This window comes from Paraburkholderia sp. J10-1, from assembly GCF_905220165.1.
Taxonomy (GTDB): domain Bacteria; phylum Pseudomonadota; class Gammaproteobacteria; order Burkholderiales; family Burkholderiaceae; genus Paraburkholderia.
In genome coordinates, this window is the sequence record NZ_CAJMYW010000001.1 from 890,339 (window position 1) to 906,990 (window position 16,652).

Annotated in this window: 14 protein-coding genes; 12 read left to right on the forward strand and 2 right to left on the reverse strand. The window is 61.9% G+C overall.

Translation table 11 applies throughout. The annotated features are described in order from the left end of the window. Positions 1 to 262: 262 nt before the first annotated feature. Genes fae through U5A65_RS03915 form a run of 3 tightly spaced genes read left to right on the forward strand, consistent with a single transcriptional unit; the run spans position 263 to position 3,283 of the window. Positions 263 to 784 (forward strand): formaldehyde-activating enzyme, encoded by a 522-nt coding sequence (gene fae / locus U5A65_RS03905; protein ID WP_321945530.1) that lies wholly within the window; start codon positions 263 to 265, stop codon positions 782 to 784. A gap of 28 nt (positions 785 to 812) precedes the next feature. Beyond that, complete coding sequence (locus U5A65_RS03910; protein ID WP_321908075.1) at positions 813 to 1,832, forward strand: aldo/keto reductase; 1,020 nt, start codon at positions 813 to 815, stop codon at positions 1,830 to 1,832. After that, positions 1,829 to 3,283, forward strand: coding sequence for an NAD-dependent succinate-semialdehyde dehydrogenase (locus U5A65_RS03915; protein ID WP_321945531.1), 1,455 nt, complete (start codon positions 1,829 to 1,831; stop codon positions 3,281 to 3,283). The genes U5A65_RS03910 and U5A65_RS03915 overlap by 4 nt, the downstream gene beginning before the upstream one ends. Before the next feature lie 160 nt (positions 3,284 to 3,443). On the opposite strand, the gene cysS is transcribed toward U5A65_RS03915, so the two are convergent. After that, the gene (cysS, locus tag U5A65_RS03920; RefSeq protein WP_321908070.1) at positions 3,444 to 4,850 is read right to left on the reverse strand and encodes a cysteine--tRNA ligase; all 1,407 of its coding nucleotides are present in this window, start codon (positions 4,848 to 4,850) and stop codon (positions 3,444 to 3,446) included. 425 nt (positions 4,851 to 5,275) lie between these two features. Here cysS and U5A65_RS03925 point away from each other — a divergent pair, with 425 nt between their 5' ends. The 5 genes from U5A65_RS03925 (at position 5,276) to U5A65_RS03945 (ending at position 11,537) form a co-directional block, all read left to right on the forward strand. Further along, positions 5,276 to 7,540 (forward strand): hypothetical protein, encoded by a 2,265-nt coding sequence (locus tag U5A65_RS03925; RefSeq protein ID WP_321908068.1) that lies wholly within the window; start codon positions 5,276 to 5,278, stop codon positions 7,538 to 7,540. Further along, a complete protein-coding gene (locus U5A65_RS03930; protein WP_321945532.1) occupies positions 7,537 to 9,138 on the forward strand; it encodes a DUF2357 domain-containing protein in 1,602 nt (533 codons plus the stop codon). Before U5A65_RS03925 ends, U5A65_RS03930 begins: the two co-directional genes overlap by 4 nt. A gap of 183 nt (positions 9,139 to 9,321) precedes the next feature. Further along, positions 9,322 to 10,149, forward strand: coding sequence for a toprim domain-containing protein (locus U5A65_RS03935; RefSeq protein WP_321945533.1), 828 nt, complete (start codon positions 9,322 to 9,324; stop codon positions 10,147 to 10,149). After that, the gene (locus U5A65_RS03940) at positions 10,146 to 10,715 is read left to right on the forward strand and encodes a 3'-5' exoribonuclease (protein ID WP_321908063.1); all 570 of its coding nucleotides are present in this window, start codon (positions 10,146 to 10,148) and stop codon (positions 10,713 to 10,715) included. The genes U5A65_RS03935 and U5A65_RS03940 overlap by 4 nt, the downstream gene beginning before the upstream one ends. A gap of 45 nt (positions 10,716 to 10,760) precedes the next feature. Then, a complete protein-coding gene (locus U5A65_RS03945; RefSeq protein ID WP_321945884.1) occupies positions 10,761 to 11,537 on the forward strand; it encodes a radical SAM protein in 777 nt (258 codons plus the stop codon). Positions 11,538 to 11,734: 197 nt separating this feature from the next. Here the strand turns inward: U5A65_RS03945 and U5A65_RS03950 are convergent, their stop codons facing one another. Further along, positions 11,735 to 12,577 (reverse strand): DMT family transporter, encoded by an 843-nt coding sequence (locus tag U5A65_RS03950; RefSeq protein WP_321908060.1) that lies wholly within the window; start codon positions 12,575 to 12,577, stop codon positions 11,735 to 11,737. Between the two features lie 109 nt (positions 12,578 to 12,686). On the opposite strand from U5A65_RS03950, the gene gcvA reads away from it, so the two are divergent. The 4 genes from gcvA (at position 12,687) to U5A65_RS03970 (ending at position 16,614) form a co-directional block, all read left to right on the forward strand. Continuing rightward, positions 12,687 to 13,577: a transcriptional regulator GcvA gene (gcvA, locus tag U5A65_RS03955; protein WP_321945534.1), complete on the forward strand. Its 891-nt coding sequence runs from the start codon at positions 12,687 to 12,689 to the stop codon at positions 13,575 to 13,577. A 422-nt stretch (positions 13,578 to 13,999) separates the two neighbouring features. Further along, positions 14,000 to 14,371, forward strand: coding sequence for a BON domain-containing protein (locus U5A65_RS03960; RefSeq protein WP_321908058.1), 372 nt, complete (start codon positions 14,000 to 14,002; stop codon positions 14,369 to 14,371). 695 nt (positions 14,372 to 15,066) lie between these two features. After that, a complete protein-coding gene (locus U5A65_RS03965) occupies positions 15,067 to 15,354 on the forward strand; it encodes a hypothetical protein (protein WP_321945535.1) in 288 nt (95 codons plus the stop codon). A 144-nt stretch (positions 15,355 to 15,498) separates the two neighbouring features. Further along, complete coding sequence (locus U5A65_RS03970; protein ID WP_321945536.1) at positions 15,499 to 16,614, forward strand: sensor domain-containing diguanylate cyclase; 1,116 nt, start codon at positions 15,499 to 15,501, stop codon at positions 16,612 to 16,614. The last annotated feature ends 38 nt before the right edge of the window (positions 16,615 to 16,652 follow it).

The following is a 16,652-nucleotide window of genomic DNA, read 5'->3' on the forward strand; positions in this document are numbered from 1 at the left end:
TCCAGTTTTATAGGCACGATGGGCCGTGCTTTTCGAATCGATCCGACCAGAGTCTAGCCGTGGCATTTCGGGTTGCGAAAGCCACGAATAGTCATCGATGCATTACCTGATCTCATGCCACTTTCAGCGCGCGAATGACTCAGGTACGAGCGATGACTGCGCGTCATGCCCCCATGAGATTTCATAGCTTTTGAGCGCTTGCGGCGTGTGCTGGAATGCGTCTGGCCAATTCGAACTCACGACACAGGAGACGGAGTCAAACATGAAAGACCTGCAAGTCTATATCGGCGAAGGTTTCGCTGGACCAGGCGTAAACGCTGCTCACATCAACATCATGATCGGCCCGCGCAACGGCCCCGTGGGGCAGGCGTTTACGAACAGCTTGTCGTCGCCTTCGCAAGGCCACGTGCCGTTCATGGTGGTGGCGCAGCCCAACGTGCCGGTCAAGCCCGCCACGCTCTACGTGAACAAGGCCGACATTCGCGGCGACCTGCACGGCAACGCCACGTGGGGCGCGTCGCAAGCGGCCATTGCGAAGGCCGTGACGGAAGCGATGCTCGACGGCACGCTGCCGCCGCAAGCGGAGAACGAATGGTGCGTCGTCACGGCGAACTGGGTGAACTGGTCGTGCGACGACCTCGACGCCGTGTACGAGAACAACTACGTGGCCTGCAAAACAGCCATCCGCGCCGCGATGAACGGCCTGCCCAAGCTCGACGACATTGCGAAGATCAAGGATCAGATCAGCAATCCGTTCTACACGCCGAAGGCCAAGGCGGCCTGAGCCGCGCAAATCGTTACAGGTGACTACGATGCAATACGTGCAACTTGGCCGCTCCGGCCTGAAGGTGTCGCGCCTGTGCCTCGGCACGATGAACATGGGCACGCCCGACTGGAAGCCGTGGATTTACAACGAAGAGCAGAGCGAGCCGATCGTGCGCCGCGCGCTCGAAGCGGGCGTGAACTTCATCGACCTCGCGGACTTTTATTCGACGGGCGTGGGCGAGGAAGTGGTGGGGCGCATCGTGCGGCGCCTCGCGAAGCGCGACGAACTCGTGCTTACGACCAAGGTCGGCTATCCGATCGGCAATGGCGTGAATAACCAGGGGCATTCGCGCAAGCACATCATGGAAGGCATAGACGGGTCGCTGCGCCGGCTGCAAACCGACTACGTTGACATCTACATGCTGCATTACTTCGACGTGAACACGCCTGTCGAGGAAACCATGGATGCGCTCAACGACATCGTGCGCGCGGGCAAGGCGCGCTATATCGGCGTTTCGACGATGTTCACGTGGCAGTTCGCCAAGATTCTGCAGGCGTGCGAGCGCTATAACTTCGCACGACCAATCAATATGCAGTTGCAGCTGAACTGCGCGTATCGCGAAGAAGAGCGCGAGATGATTCCGTTCTGCCAGGACCAGGGCGTAGGCGTTTCGGTGTTCAGCCCGCTCGCACGCGGCCTGCTTTCCGGCGACGCGAAGTCGGTGCGCAACCAGACCGACTTCTTCACCGTGCAAATGTACGACGACGAAGCCTCGCGCAATATCGCGCGTTCGGTGGCGGAGGTCGCTTCGGCGCGCGGCGTGTCGAGCGCGCAGATCGCGCAGGCGTGGGTGCTGGGGCGCGCGGGTATTTCGTCGATGCTCGTGGGCGCGGACACCGTCGCGCAGTTCGAGAGCGCGCTCGCCGCGCTCGACACGCAACTGAGCGCCGACGAGCTTTACGAACTCGAGCGCAACTATACGCCGTGCGACGTGATCAACGACTACGTGAGCGCGCGCATTCCGCGCGTGCCGCGCGCGGCGCGACGCCTGGAGATCGCAGCATGATCCAAGGCCTCAAGGAAACGCGCCTGTGGCGCACGTCGAGCTTCATCGACGGCGAGTGGGTCGCAAGCGAAGCGACCTATCCGGTCGTCGACCCGGCAACGGGCGCACCGCTCGCGCAAGTGGCCCGCGCCGGTGCGCGCGAAGCGCTGCAGGCCGTGGCGGCGGCTTCGCACGCGTTCCCCGCATGGCGCGACGCCACGGCGGCGGAGCGCAGCGCGAAGGTGCGCCGCTGGGGCGAGCTGATGCAGGTGCATCGCGAAGACCTCGCGCGCATCATGACGGCCGAGCAGGGCAAGCCCTATGCGGAAGCGCTGGGTGAAGTGGCCTACGCGGCGAGCTTTCTCACGTGGTTCGCGGAGGAAGCGCGCCGTGCCTACGGCGATGTGATTCCCGCGCCGAAGAAGGGCGCGCGCATCGTCGTGACGAAGGAGGCCGTGGGTGTGGTCGGTGCGATCACGCCGTGGAATTTCCCGCTCGCGATGGTCACGCGCAAGGCTGGCCCCGCGCTCGCTGCAGGTTGCACGATGGTGCTCAAGCCTTCGGAGGAGACGCCGCTTTCGGCGTTCGCGCTCGCCGAACTGGCGCTCGAGGCGGGCATTCCGCGCGGTGTGTTCAACGTCGTGTCGGGCGATGCACCGGCCATTGGCGACACGCTCATGGCCTCGAAGGCCGTGCGCAAGATCTCGTTCACGGGGTCGACGCGCGTGGGCAAGCTGCTCATGCGCGCCGCCGCCGATACGGTGAAGAAGGTCTCGCTCGAACTGGGCGGCAATGCGCCTTTCATCGTATTCGACGACGCCGATCTCGACGCTGCCGTGGAAGGCGCGATGGCCTCGAAATTCCGCAACACGGGGCAGACCTGCGTATGCGTGAACCGCTTCTACGTGCAGGCCGGCGTGCACGACGCGTTTGTCGAGAAACTCGTGAAGGCGGTGCGCGCGCTGCGTGTGGCGGGCGGCATGGAGCCCGGCGCCACACAAGGGCCGCTCATCAACGGCGCCGCGCTGCGCAAGGTCGAGGCGCACGTGAGCGACGCGCTCGAGAAGGGCGGCGCCATTGTGTGCGGCGGCCGCGCGCATGCGCTGGGCGGCACGTTTTACGAGCCCACGGTCATTACGGGCGCGCACGGCGGCATGATGCTCGCGCATGAGGAGACGTTCGGGCCCGTGGCGGCGGTGTTCCGCTTCGAGACCGAAGAGGAAGCGATCCAGGCGGCGAACGATACGGAGTTCGGGCTTTCCGCGTACTTCTATGCGCGCGATATTGGGCGCGTGTGGCGCGTCGCGGGCGCGCTGGAAAGCGGCATGGTGGGCATCAACGAAGGCATTCTCTCGACGGAAGTCGCGCCGTTTGGCGGCGTGAAGGAGTCGGGGCTCGGGCGCGAAGGCTCGAAGTACGGGCTCGATGAGTACCTTGAAACGAAGTACCTGATGATGGGCGGGCTTGGCTGATTTTCTGCGCCGTTGCCACGTCTGGCAGGTTTTTGGCGGAGGCCGCCGCGCGATTGCGCGGCGGTTTTCTTTTGCGGGCTTCAGCGGAGGCTCTGTTCGACCTCAGGCGGTCAGCCGATCCCTATGCAGACCAGACGCTCAGATGACGCCAATTCAGTCATCAATCGTGCCTGATATCTGCCGAGTCTGCGGGGATTCCGATTAGGCGCTGCCCTTCTTTGCTGTCCTCGACTCGCCAGCCCCGCGCGTTCAACGCGTCCCGCATTGCATCGGATTTTGCCCAGTCCCTTACCGCTCTGGCCTGCTCGCGCTCGCCAAGCAAGGCCCGGACGTCTTCCGGAATATCAGACACAAGCGGCTTCCAGTTGCGAAGCCCGAGACCTAGCACCGAATCGAAGCTGTCCACGGTGGCTCGCAAGATCGCGGGGGGCAGAGGACGCTTGACGAGTTGCCACAGCACGGCCAGCGCCCGCGGCAGATTCAGGTCTTCGTTCACTTCAGCGTCGAAGCGTGCGGCGAAGTCAGGGTCGACACGCCCCCCTTCCGGCCAGCTCGAATAGAGGTGCCTCAGCCGGTTCAAAGCCGTCTGCGCCGCATCAAGCGACGCCCAGCTGAAATGCAGCTTGCTTCGGTAGTGGGCTGTCAGGCACAGGTAACGAAACGCGACCGGATCAATATTGCCGCTACGCAGGGTCTGGAGACGAATGAAGTCGCCGCTCGACTTGGACATCTTTGCGTTGGCATCAAGCGTCAGAAAGTGTCCGTGCATCCAGAAGTTCGCGAGCCGCGTACCGCGTGCCGCCTGAGTCTGCGCAATCTCATTGCTATGATGGACTGCAATATGGTCTTCACCGCCGCAGTGAAGATCGAACCAGTTGCCAAGGTATTTCGCCGCCATGGCCGAGCACTCGATATGCCAGCCTGGAAATCCCCGGCCCCATGGGCTATCCCATTCCATCTGGCGCGTGGTGCCAGCCGGAGCAAACTTCCACAATGCGAAATCCGTATTGCTCTTCTTGCTGCCCACTGCGACGCGCTTGCCTGCCTGAAGGCCGGTGCGATCGAGCCGGGCCAGGAAGCCATAATCGTCCTGCTTGCTGGTGTCGAAATACAAACCGTCACCGGTCCGATACACGTAGCCCGCCCGTTCGAGTTCGCCGATGAACTCGATCTGTTCCGCGATGTGATCGGTCGCGCGGCACCAAACAGTCGGCTCCAACAGGTGAAGCGCTCGCCAGTCCGTGACGAAGGCGTCGGTGTAGCGCCGCGCGATGACCCACGCAGACTCTCCGGCACGCCGGCTGCCTTTTTCCATTTTGTCTTCGCCTTCGTCAGCATCCGAAGTCAAATGCCCGACGTCGGTGATATTGACGACATGCCGAACCTCATATCCGTTGCGAATCAGCGTGCGGCGCAGGAGGTCCTCGAACACATAGGTTCTCAGATTGCCGATATGGGCATAGTCATAGACGGTGGGGCCGCAGCAATACATACCAACTGTGCCGGCATGGATTGATTTGAACGGGCGCACCGTGCGCGACCAGGTGTCATATAGCACGAGCGGCATCGAATTCTCCGTCCAGAAAGGATTGGGACAAAACAAAAGGCCGCCGGTTTCTCAACGGGCGGCCAGAAGGCGATTGATTCAACGTGTCGCTAGATCGCTAGACGCAGCGCCCTCCTGGCATGTCCTGACAACATGCGTGAACCAGCAAAGAGAGGAAGTGGCTGAGAATAGGCATAGCGTTAATCCTAGCGTCTATTGTTTGCGCAGGTCAACACTGCCGAATGACTGCTTCGGCAAATACTTTCCGATGACCGCTCATGACCGGCTGCCGTCTGATCGGCCTATCACCGCAACATCGATTCTGGTATCAGGGTAGATATGACAGCGAGGTGCCGCGCGCGACCGCCCTCTTCGGGATAGCATGCACACTTCGACCCCGGTGCCTTCGAGCACGTCAGCCCAACGCAAGATTGCAGGCTTTCGATATGAGAGAAAAAACACAGGACCTAAGTTCCGACGAGGCGCTGACAGAAGCAATTGCCGCAACGCTGGCGGAGTCGGCGAGCGAGGCGAAGGCGTGGTATCCGCGCCTTCGCGCGCACCTGGCAAGAGTCGCCGCGGCGACGACGGCTGACTTTTCCGATAAAGATTTTCTCGAAGCCCTCTGGAGCGACGAGTCCGTTTCGGCGACGGGCATGGGTAGTGTCAAAGTGGGGCCCGCGCTCGAGGATTCAGCGTTTCGCGAATGGTTCAGCCACGCCTACAGCGCTGCGCTCCCCTCGGACGACGCTCAGATCGAGACGCATCTGACCGCGTTGTACGGGGAACTGGAGCAACGCTTGGGCGAGAAGTGCGGTCGCGTCGCCCGTCTCAAACTCAATCGAGTGTTGTGCGCACGTTTCCCGCAGCATTTAACAACAGTCGCGGATACGGGGGCCCTCAAGGTCCTTCATCGTTCGATGGGCGGAGCGTCGAGCGATCATGCCATTCACGCGCATCTCACCATCAGACGGCGCATAGACGAAGTGCTCGGTCCGATCGATCCCAACAAGACCGATGGCGATCTCGAGCGCTTGTCATTGCCGTGGTACTTGTATCAACACATAGCCGACGATGCGCAAACCGAGACGAATGCTTCTTCGGGAGATTCCACTCCGACTTCGACCAGTCTGCGGCCGCTGCCGGCACCACTGCGGCGCAAGGGACTGACTGCGCTCAAGGGCTACTTTGGCACGTTGCTCGAATTCGTCCAGATCTTGAAGGACGGCCTGACCAGAGAGGAACTGGCCGACGAAGTCAGGCGCAGCAATGCCAACTTATCGGAAAGCAGCGTCAGTACGACCATCAGCACGATTACCCGGGAATTTGATCTTTGTGTCCGTGAGGGGAACGAATACCGCCTGAACCGGCGTGGTTTCAATCTGCTCGACACGCGCGACCCCGACGAGTTCGTCGATCATCTGCTCACGCGTATTCTCGGCATAGACCATGCTATCAAGGCGCTTCAGGAAGGTCCCTTGCCACTCGTGGATCTGGTCAAGACCGTCAAGCACGTCAATCCGGGCTGGACTTCGGACTTTATGCCGCGCTCGATCATCGCCTGGCTTGTCAGCCTCGATGTCGTCGCGCAGGATGCTTCGAACAGGTGTGTGCTGACGGAACGAGGGAACGTGTGGGCTGGCAAGATCACTTGGCCCCTCGAATCGCTGTCGCTCGCTTCAGCGCCGGTAACGCCGATGCTCGAGACTACTGGCGCCGTAGTGAAAGTCCCAGCTTTTGCCGAGATCGCACTGACGCTGGAAACGATCAACGGTGGGAAGTTTCTGTTTCCGAACGATCTCGTTCGTCAACTTCACGTCGGGCTTTGGTCTCATCCCGTACGGCACTTCGCGGTACTAACTGGAATCTCCGGCTCCGGAAAAACCCAGCTCGCATTGAACTATGGTGCGGCACTATGCGGAGGCGAAGACGCGCAATCGGAGCGCGTCCGTGTCATCCCGGTTCAACCGGGCTGGTTCGATCCAACGCCACTTTTCGGCTACGTTAGCCCCCTGAGCCAACAGTACTGTTCGGCCCCCTTTCTGGAACTGTTCCTGCGCGCCGCACAGGACCCTGAGCGGCCCTATGTGGTCATACTCGACGAATTGAATCTGTCGCATCCGGAGCAGTACCTCGCGCCGCTTCTGTCCGCCATGGAGACACGTGGTTGGATCGATCTGCACGAATTGCCTGAGGATGCAACGGATGTGCCGCAACGTATCCAATATCCTGCCAATCTCGCGGTTATCGGAACGCTGAACATGGACGAGACCACGCATGGCCTATCGGACAAAGTGCTAGACCGTGCATTCACACTGGAATTCTGGAACATCAGTGTCGATGCCTTTCCGGGCTGGAATCGATTCGAATTGTCTTCGGGCTTGCAGAACTCCTTGCGCGAACTGCTTGCGGAGCTGAGTGAAGCGCTCGCCCCTGTCCGGCTGCACTTTGGCTGGCGCACCATCGAGGACGTGCTCAGTTATATGAAGCTCGCTATCGAGGCCGGTGCGGCGGAGCGCGATGCGCTCGACGCGGTCATCTACGCGAGAGTCCTGCCAAAGCTGCGAGGCGAGAGCACCGAGAGATTTCATCAGGCCCTCACGTCGACGCAAGCGGCGCTGCTCAAGAAGGATCTGAAGCGTTGTGCGAACAAGGTTGCTGCACTGTTGGTCGATCTGAAAGAGACTGGCACGGCCAGATTCTGGCGATGAGCTTCGAAGATGCGCAGTCCAACGGTGTGCTCCTGAAAGTTTCTTTGCCTGGCGACCAGACGCCCACGGCGACCTATGCAGCAGGGTCTCTCATCGTCGGACTGCGGGAATGCGAACCATGTCAGATTGAAATTGTGAATGCGCGGCACGCGAGATTGTTCATCGATGACGTGGAGGTTCGGCAAGACGAGCACGGCCGGTTCGCGTGGACGCCGACATTCTTCGCGGGACGCGTCGAAATCGTCGTGGCGATTGATCAGGACAATGAAATTGCTTTCCATGCCGTTGTCGGACCGTCGATCAGCAAGATGATTGATGAGCAGTTCGATGCGATGATCGATGAGATTCGCGCGTTCCGGGCGGCGCTCCTGCTCGGAATCTCGAGTGCCACGACGACATTTGGAAGCGAGTTTGGCACGCATGCATTCGAACGGCTGGTTCTACTGGCCCGGCTGAAGCGCTATGCGCCCGGTTTCCTCCGAAGTCTTCGCGCGATTTGTCGCATGCCGCACCGCTCGATACTTTATGGCGAGCACCGGATTCCTCTTTCGCGCGCGAAACGTCTTCATCCACTTGCGCTGCGCGAGCCGCGCATCGCCGCGGTCGTCGCGAGACGAGCTGTCGACACCGCGCCTCTCGATTCTCTGCAGGTCGCCACGCCAACGGCCGTGCAGACTTTCGACACACCCGCCAATCGCGCACTGAAAGCGCTCGCCATTCGACTGGAAACGCGCATTACCGACCTTCTGGACTCAGTGCAGGATAGCCGGCTGGAGGGTGACATAGCAGAGCAACAGCTTCGACGGCCACGACGAGTCCGCTTTCTTTCCGGATTGTTACGAGAACTGAAGCCGCTATTGGCACAGGAGCCGTTTTCCAGCGCTTCGCGGTTGGAAACGTCGGCCGCCAGCCTGACGCAAATCTCGGCACAGCCCCTCTACAGCAGCGCGTATCGACAAGGCAACCGGGCTTTGCTGCGAGGCGTGGATGGCACGAACGATCAGAGCCCGCTGTATGTCAGTCCGACTTGGGGCGTGTATGAAACATGGTGCTTCGCCCATTTGCTTGGCAGGGTCGCGCAATCAGTAGGCCAGTCTGCATGGTGGATCTTGCGCTCAGGTATCGTGAGTGCTGCCGAGTCCTATGAGTTGACGCTTGCGGACGGCAGGTTGCTCGAGGCGCACTTTCAGGCGAACTTCCGGTCGAGCTACCCGGAGGCCGGCCGGCAGGGGTGGAGTTTGTCGCGTTCGCGTATTCCTGACATCGTATTTGTGCTCAGGGGAGAAGGCGCATGTTCATTTCTGGTGCTGGACGCCAAATATCGAAGGTACCGCGAGAACGTGCTCGAAGCGATGGAATCCGCGCACATCTACCATGACTCGCTTCGTGTCGATCTTCAGCGTGCGGACTTCTGCGCGCTATTGCTGCCCGCCGCGCCGGATCTACCACATCTCGAGCGTGATGCGTTCCTCATCGAGCATGGTGTTGGAACGTTCAGTCATTTCGCGCCAGGTGGTCAGGGCGTCAAGCGCTGTGTTGATTTCCTCACCGCCTGGATCAACGGGTTCGGGCGCAATCATCCGCATGCTGCAAGCTGACGCACACATCGCCGCGATGGAGCAGCCCTTCTGTGGCATCGGTGTTCTTCCGTGCACCTTGTCGAGCCAGTCCGACTCGCTCCAGGATGGATTCGCGTCTCCAGCGGCGAGTTGAACGGTCGTTTGTTGGCGATGCGAACATATGTTTGGCAGCCTCTGTGAGGCGGTCAATCCGACAAGGCTTTGTGGCAAGAGCAGCCTCGTGCGCATACACTGATACATGAAGACGCAAGACGTGTATCGGAATTCGTTAAATGCATAGTGGTGCATTTGGTCGAACGCTGTATGCGACCCAATCAAGAGAGCGGCCGGAGCCGTTTGCACGTGGGCAGTGGCACGCCAACGCACATGGCCCAGTCTGGATTCGTCGATAGCCTGCGGATGCCGCGCTCCGGTGATTTACCGGACGAGCGCATTGCGCGAGCTGCGCCGCTCGCCGCCACGCCGGGCGAGGCATACGTCGAGCGTCGCGGCATTCCGCTCGCCGTCGCCGACGCGGCCGGCATGCGCTTTGATCCCGACTGGGACGGCCGCGCCGCGGTCCTGATCGGCTTGTATGACTGCGAGGGAGCGCTCACTGCGGTTCACGGCCGCTATCTTACGGCCTTGCGCGGCCAAAACAAGATGCTGACGGTCGGTCGCGGTGGCGGCGTGGCCAACGTCGGCGAAGGCTGGCATGCGAGACACCTCATTCTGGTCGAAGGCATCTTCGATGCGCTTTCGCTCGCCACATGCGGATGGCCCAGCGTCGCCACCATCGGCCGCTGGGCTTCGTGGTTGCCGCAGGTCTGCGCACAGCGTGCGGTGTGGCTGGGCTTCGACGCGAACGCGCCAGGCGATCGTGAGGCGGCGCGCTATGCGCAGTTGCTTGCTCAATCGAGCATCTCACGTTTATTGCCGCCGCCGCGCTGCAAAGACTGGAACACCGCGCTCGCCAAGCGCGGGAGCGCTACCGTCGCGCGCTGGTTGCGCGATCATGTTGCAGACACCAATGAGACAAGCATCCGATGAGCGGCAAAACCAGAACCGAAGTCTATGTCAGCACCGACGTCGAGGTCGACGGTCCAATTCCCGGGCCGCATTCGATGTTGAGTTTCGCGTCGGCGGCATACGGCGCCGACAAGGTGCTGCATGGCACGTTTTCTGCCAACCTCGAATTGCTACCAGGTGCGAGCGGCCATCCCGACACGCTCGCGTGGTGGCGCGAACATCCCGAGGCCTGGGAAGCATCGCGCACGAATCAGCAGCCCCCGCAATCAGCGATGACCGAGTATGTCGCGTGGCTCGAGTCGCTACCGGGGCTACCCGTGTTCGTCGGATATCCGGCAGCCTTTGATTTTATGTTCGTGTACTGGTACATGATGCGGTTTGTGGGGCGAAGTCCTTTCAGCTTTTCCGCGCTCGACATCAAGACCATGGCCATGATGCTTCTGCGCAGGGAGTATCGCCGCAGCACGAAGAGCGCGATGCCCAAGCGCTGGTTTGACGACGTGCCGCATCGCCATGTTGCACTTGACGATGCGCTCGAGCAGGGCGCACTGTTTTGCAACATGCTCAGAGAGAGCCGCGAGCGCTGAGCGCCGCCTCGGTGATCCATCGCCATGAACCTGCACCTGCCGTCCATGATCTGCTTCAGGGTCACGCGCTACTGCAATGCGCGTTGCGGCTTTTGCCTCGCTCCGCCCGACGGCGCGCATCCGCCTTCATCGGTGCTCATGCAGCGTCTCGACTGGCTGGCCGAACAGGGCGTGCGGGTTATTCACTTCTGCGGCGGCGAGCCGACCATTCATCCGGCGCTGCCGGAACTGGTCGCGCATGTCGCTGCGCGCGGCTCGGGTTCGAGGCTCACGACAAACGGTATCGCCTTGCCTGAGGCGCTGTTGCCTGCTTTGCGCATGGCAGGCACGCGCGTCAGGGTGAGCCTGCATGGCGATCGTGCGCGGCACGACGCACTGGTCGGGCGCGCGGCGTTCGATCTGGCAATCGGACATGTGCGCCGTCTGCTCGATGAGGGAATTCCGACGGCGATACAAACGACGATCGTGGCTGACGGCGAATGGGTGGTCGACTGGATGGCAGACTTCTGCGTAGCCGAGCGCGTACGGCAACTCAATATTCTTCCGTTTATTCCGCGTGGAAGCGGCTTTGGCACGCAGGGCGAATATGGACTGACTCCGGCGCAGCGGAACACGCTTCACGAGCATGTCAGGCGGAAGCGGAGATCGCTCCAGGGGCGTGTGGATGTGCGTTGGCTCGACTTTTCGGCGCGGCCGCTACCTGTGGTGGAAGCCGATGGCCGTGTTGTGCTCGAATACGCGACCGAAGCTATGGACACCTTGCTATGCACGATTCCAGGGACCCAGGTACCCAGGAAACGCATCGCCATCCGGGCAAGTTAGGGGAAGCGTGTGCCGAAGCCGGGGGATCGCTTTCTGTAGTCGCGGAGGACGCAGTCGTCTACCCAAACGGTTGTCGGGCCAGCGCTATGGCGCATCAACTGGTCATTGCGCTTGTTACCCTGTAACCCGCTCCAGCCCGCTCCGGTTGCGCAGGATTCGTTGGGGCGTTTCCCCAAAATAACGCGCCCACGGCCCCGTCAAAGCCCAAGACAAACCGCACCGGCCGCGACGACCACGCAGGCGAGCCAGCGCGCTGCGCTCACCGTTTCCCGCAAAAACAGTCGCCCGATCAGCACCGCGAACACCACGCTGGTCTCGCGCAACGCCGACACCGCGCCCATCGCGCCTGACTGCAGCGCCCAGATCACGATGCCATAGGCCGCGATGGACACGAGGCCGCCGGCCAGCGACGAGGCGATCGACAATGGCTCGTCACGCACCGGCGTCCACAACGGCGCGAACCCGCGCGCAGCGACGAACAGCACCGGCATCGCCCAGTAGAACAGGAACATCCATGCGGTGTAGCTGAGCGGCTGGCCGTCGGACAAGCGCACGCCCATGCCGTCGATTACGGTATAGAGCGCGATCGTCGCGCCGGTCGTCAACGCGGCCAGCGCACCCGCGCGCGGCACGCGGCGCCCCTGCAGCGCGATCGCGATGATGCCTCCCGAAATCATCAAGATCCCGAGTACGTGCAAGAGGCCGATCGCTTCGTGTGCAAAGAGCGCCGCGCCGAGCGTGACGAGCAGCGGCGACGAGCCTCGCGCAATCGGATACGCCAACGCCAGATCGCTGCGCCGATACGACCGCACGAGGCTCACGTTGTAGAAGATATGCACGAGCCCCGACGCGGCAATGTACGGCCAGGCGGCGCTAGCCGGCCAGGGCGTGGACAGGACGACGAGCGTGGCGACCGCCGCGATGGCGATGCTCATCCACGTCATGGAAAAAAACCGGTCGCGGTTGCCGTGAAGCATCGCGTTCCAGCTTGCGTGGAGCAGCGCTGCGAAGAGCACGATACCGCCGGTATAGCTGAGCATGAGTGCGCGGGTCGGGTTTCATGAGTGATTTTCACTGGCAGGATATCTATCTTGTGATGGACCGGCAAACCAGATAAATTGCTCGTTCACGTTAGATAAACTATTGCGAATGAAACCGATGTTGCCCCCGCTAAATGCCCTGCGGGCCTTCGAGGCCGCAGGCCGGCTCGGCAGCTTCAAGGAAGCCGCCGCGGAGTTGCACGTGACGCCAGGCGCGGTGAGCCAGCAGGTACGCCTGCTGGAGGAGTGGCTTGGCGCGTCGCTGTTTGAACGGCACAACCGGCGTGTGGCGCTCACTGCGGCGGCAAAGGCGTATCTGGAGGAAATCGGCCCCTTGTTCGAACGGCTCGCGCAGGCAACCGCGCGATACGGCGTGCCGCGAACGGTCTCCCGCACGCTGTCCGTGAACGCGCCCGCGACATTTACGTTGCGCTGGCTGGTGCCGAGGCTGGCAACGTTCCGCGCCGGGCACCCCGACGTGCACGTCAAGGTGGAAACGTCGAACGAGCCGTTAGAGAGTCTGAACGATGACTACGACGTCGTCATCCGCGGCGGTCCCGACACGTTCTACGGCTATTCAATGCGGCCTTTCTTGTGTGAGGAGCGGCTTCCGGTGTGTAGTCCTGCGCTTTTGCAGCGCGTGCCGCTGCGCACGCCTCGCGACTTGCGAGACCACACGTTGCTGCATACCTCGAGTCTTCCGCGGCTTTGGCCCGACTGGCTGGCGAGCGCGCAGATTGCCGAACTGAGGCCGGCGGCCGCTTTGACGTTCGACCATTTCTATCTGACTTTGCAGGCAGCGATCGACGGAATCGGCATTGCGATGGGGCCGACCGCGCTGGTGGCCGACGATCTCGCTGCTGGCCGGCTCGTCGCGCCGTTCGCGGCTCCGCGCCTGCCGTCGCGCAGCTATTGCACTTACGTTGCGCACGAAAAGTCCGGCGATGAATGGGTCGCGTTGTTCCGTGCGTGGCTCGAGCGGGAGGGGATGGCTGCATGAACGCAGCGGGGCGCCACGCGATGCAAGAGAAAGCCTGCTGTCGTGCCGATGCGCCGCGAGAACCGGCGTCGCAATTATGCGACGCCAGGCAGACTTTTTTCGCGCACGCGCTGCTGGATAGGCGCTCTATTTCTCCCACATCCGTAAAACAGCGCGTCGAAGCCATTTCATGGTTGACGGACCCGATTGGAGTTGGGGGCGATGTGACCATGAGTTCATGGCTACAAACGGTGTGCCTACTCCATGATGGGATCGATATCAAGCTAGTGATGGAGCCGCATTTTCCCGCCCTGCACCGCACATTACATTCCTATAATCTGGCGCGTGCTCGCGTTTGACGCGCGAATGCTGAGTAGTGGATGGGGTAGTGCACCGGCTCGTTCGTGGGCCCACAACAAGACTGTGACAACAGGAGAAACTGCATGAAGGCTCTTCAAGTATTCAAGCTGGCCGCGGCGACGGCTCTCGTGGCTGCGTCCCTGCACGCCTATGCGCAGGACGACGCAGCGAGCGGCGCGGCCGCCGCTGCCCAGCAGGCCAGCCCGTCGCACGCGCAAACGAAGCAGGAGAAGGCCGCTAACCGGGCGCTCAGCCGCAAGGTTCGCACGGCGCTGGCCAAGGACAAGAAGATCGACGTTGCCCGTATCACCGTGCGCGCGCGTGACGGCGCCGTGGTGCTGCAGGGCTCGGTGCCCGAGTCGGCGCAGATCGACCACGCCACCGAAGTCGCCAAGGGCGTGCAAGGCGTAACGTCGGTCAAGAACGCGCTGACGATCCGCCCGAACGAGTCCTGATCGTTCCTCGCCATCGCCATGCGCCCGCCCGGGCGCATGCGCCGATACCCGGAGACGAGTCTCCGGGCTCCTGCTGAAGGTTTCATATCGCGAAGCGCGCCAGACGCGCTCTTCTCGCGCCCGGTGGGTTCTCCCGCGCTTTGGCTGTGCTTTGCCGCCCCGCCGCGGACCGCATGCCAATGCGGAAACGACAGACGACCTCGATGCGTATGCAACGATTTTTCGAAACGCCGTTGCGAAAACAACGTTTCGCAAAAGTCGGCATTTATCGCTGAACCGGATTTCAATCAGCGTGCCAAAGGGCTGCTTGTCAATGCCTGCCTGACTGGCCAAAACGCGAATCATTGCGGATGTACGGACCCTTGCACGCGTTGAGGCCCGTCGAATATCCGTTCCGAGCCGATTTACAGGAAATTCCCCTTAATACGGCAATCGTGCGCCCAGAGGATTGGCGACCCGAATCCATTACCTCTAATGCCAAAAAGCGAAATAAATCGTTGCGTGCAATGCGCTTAATAATCTGCCATCGCTTTCCTAAACTTGATATCAACTGGTAGTGGTTTGTTATACGCATACCGCTGCGAACAGTTACGCGATTTTGATCGCCGCGAGCCGCGCATATAACGACCGCCAAGGAGATAAAGGAGTGGATCGTTTGTGCCGGAATTCCAGTCCAATCATAGGAGGAGCGAGTCATGAGCAGAACAATCAGCACATTCATCGCGGGTGTCGCCGCACTCACGCTGTCGGCCGGTGCGTATGCACAGGCCAACAATACGCTGGCAACCCCGAGCGTTGTATCGCCCGCCGCCGCCAATAACAACGCAACGAGCGGCTACGGCACCCCAGGCGCCACCAGCTCGGACAGCGGCATGAGCGCTGCGTCGCCGAATAGCGCGAACAATGGCGCGGCGGCGGTCCCGGGCGGGCCTAACAACAATACGCTGGCGACCCCGACCACAGCGTCGCCGGCCGCCAAATAACAGCAGCCTCTCGCCGTAAGCAAGGCCGCGGCCCTCACGGGCAGCGGCCTTTTCTTTTTCTCCCTGGTCCGGCAGGTGAAATGCGGCCTCAAGTCTGGCCCCAAGCTGCCGTAATAGCAGGCTTCGGAATATTCTCGATGCATCGTGACACATCCCGGGACTCAGCCTTCACTGGATCTTGCTGCGCTTATCGAAACCGTCCAGCGGAACGAGCGCGCGTCGAAGTCCTTCCAGGACGTGGAACTGCGCCTGATCGGCGCGCACGACTGGTGCGCCTTTCTCGAAGGGATATTCGTCTATCTGCCTGAGGTGTTCCGGCTGGCTTCGTCCGGCATCTGGCTCGATGCCCGCACGCCGCTCCTGCGCGACCTGCTCGAAACCGACTGCGGGCGCGCCGACCTCGAAGCGAACCTGCGGTCCGGGTTTCAGGGCGGCCTCGCGCTGTCGCGCCTGTGCGCGGGCAACCAGCCGTGGCTGGGCCGCGTGAGCGAAATGAGCGATCTCGAGCCTGCGGTGAGCGAGACCTTCTTCGGCGCGCGAGCGGCGCAGCCAGCACAGAGAGCGACCGGCAGCGCGATCGTGTTGCCGCTTCTGAACCGTACCCAGGTGCTCGGTTACTTGTGCCTTGCAAGCGATGACCCCGCGCGCTTCGACGCCAGCATGGGCACCGACCTGCTCATGCGCTTCAGCAGCGTGGCGGCGGCGAGTCTCGACAACGTCGCCCACCGTGAGCATCTGCGCAAGACGGGCGTGACCGACCCGCTCACCGGCCTCTCGAACCGCCGCTATTTCGACGAGCGCCTGCATCACGAGATTCGACGCGCGAGCTCGCACGCCGCGCCCATGTCGTGCCTCTTCATCGACATCGATCATTTCAAGCAGATCAACGACACGCACGGCCACGCAACCGGCGATCTCGCGCTGGGCGCCATCGGCACGTGCCTGAAGCAGCAGGTGCGCGTGGGGGATACGGTATCGCGCTACGGCGGCGAAGAGTTCGTCGCGCTGCTGATGTGCGAGTTGCCCGACGCGCTGGCGGTTGCGGAGCGTATCCGGCATGCGGTCGAGGCGCTCGAAGTGCTCGACGACGAGGGCGAGCGCATTGCGCTCAGCGTGTCGATCGGCGTGGCGGCGTATCGGATGAACGCGCTCGCCGCGAGCCCCGAGGTGCTGGCGCGCTCGCTGCTGGAGCAGGCCGATCAGGCCATGTACCGGGCCAAGCACCAGGGGCGCAACCGCGTTTCCCTGCTGGAAGCGTGAAGGCCGAAAACGTTCACAAACATGCCATCAAACCAGCC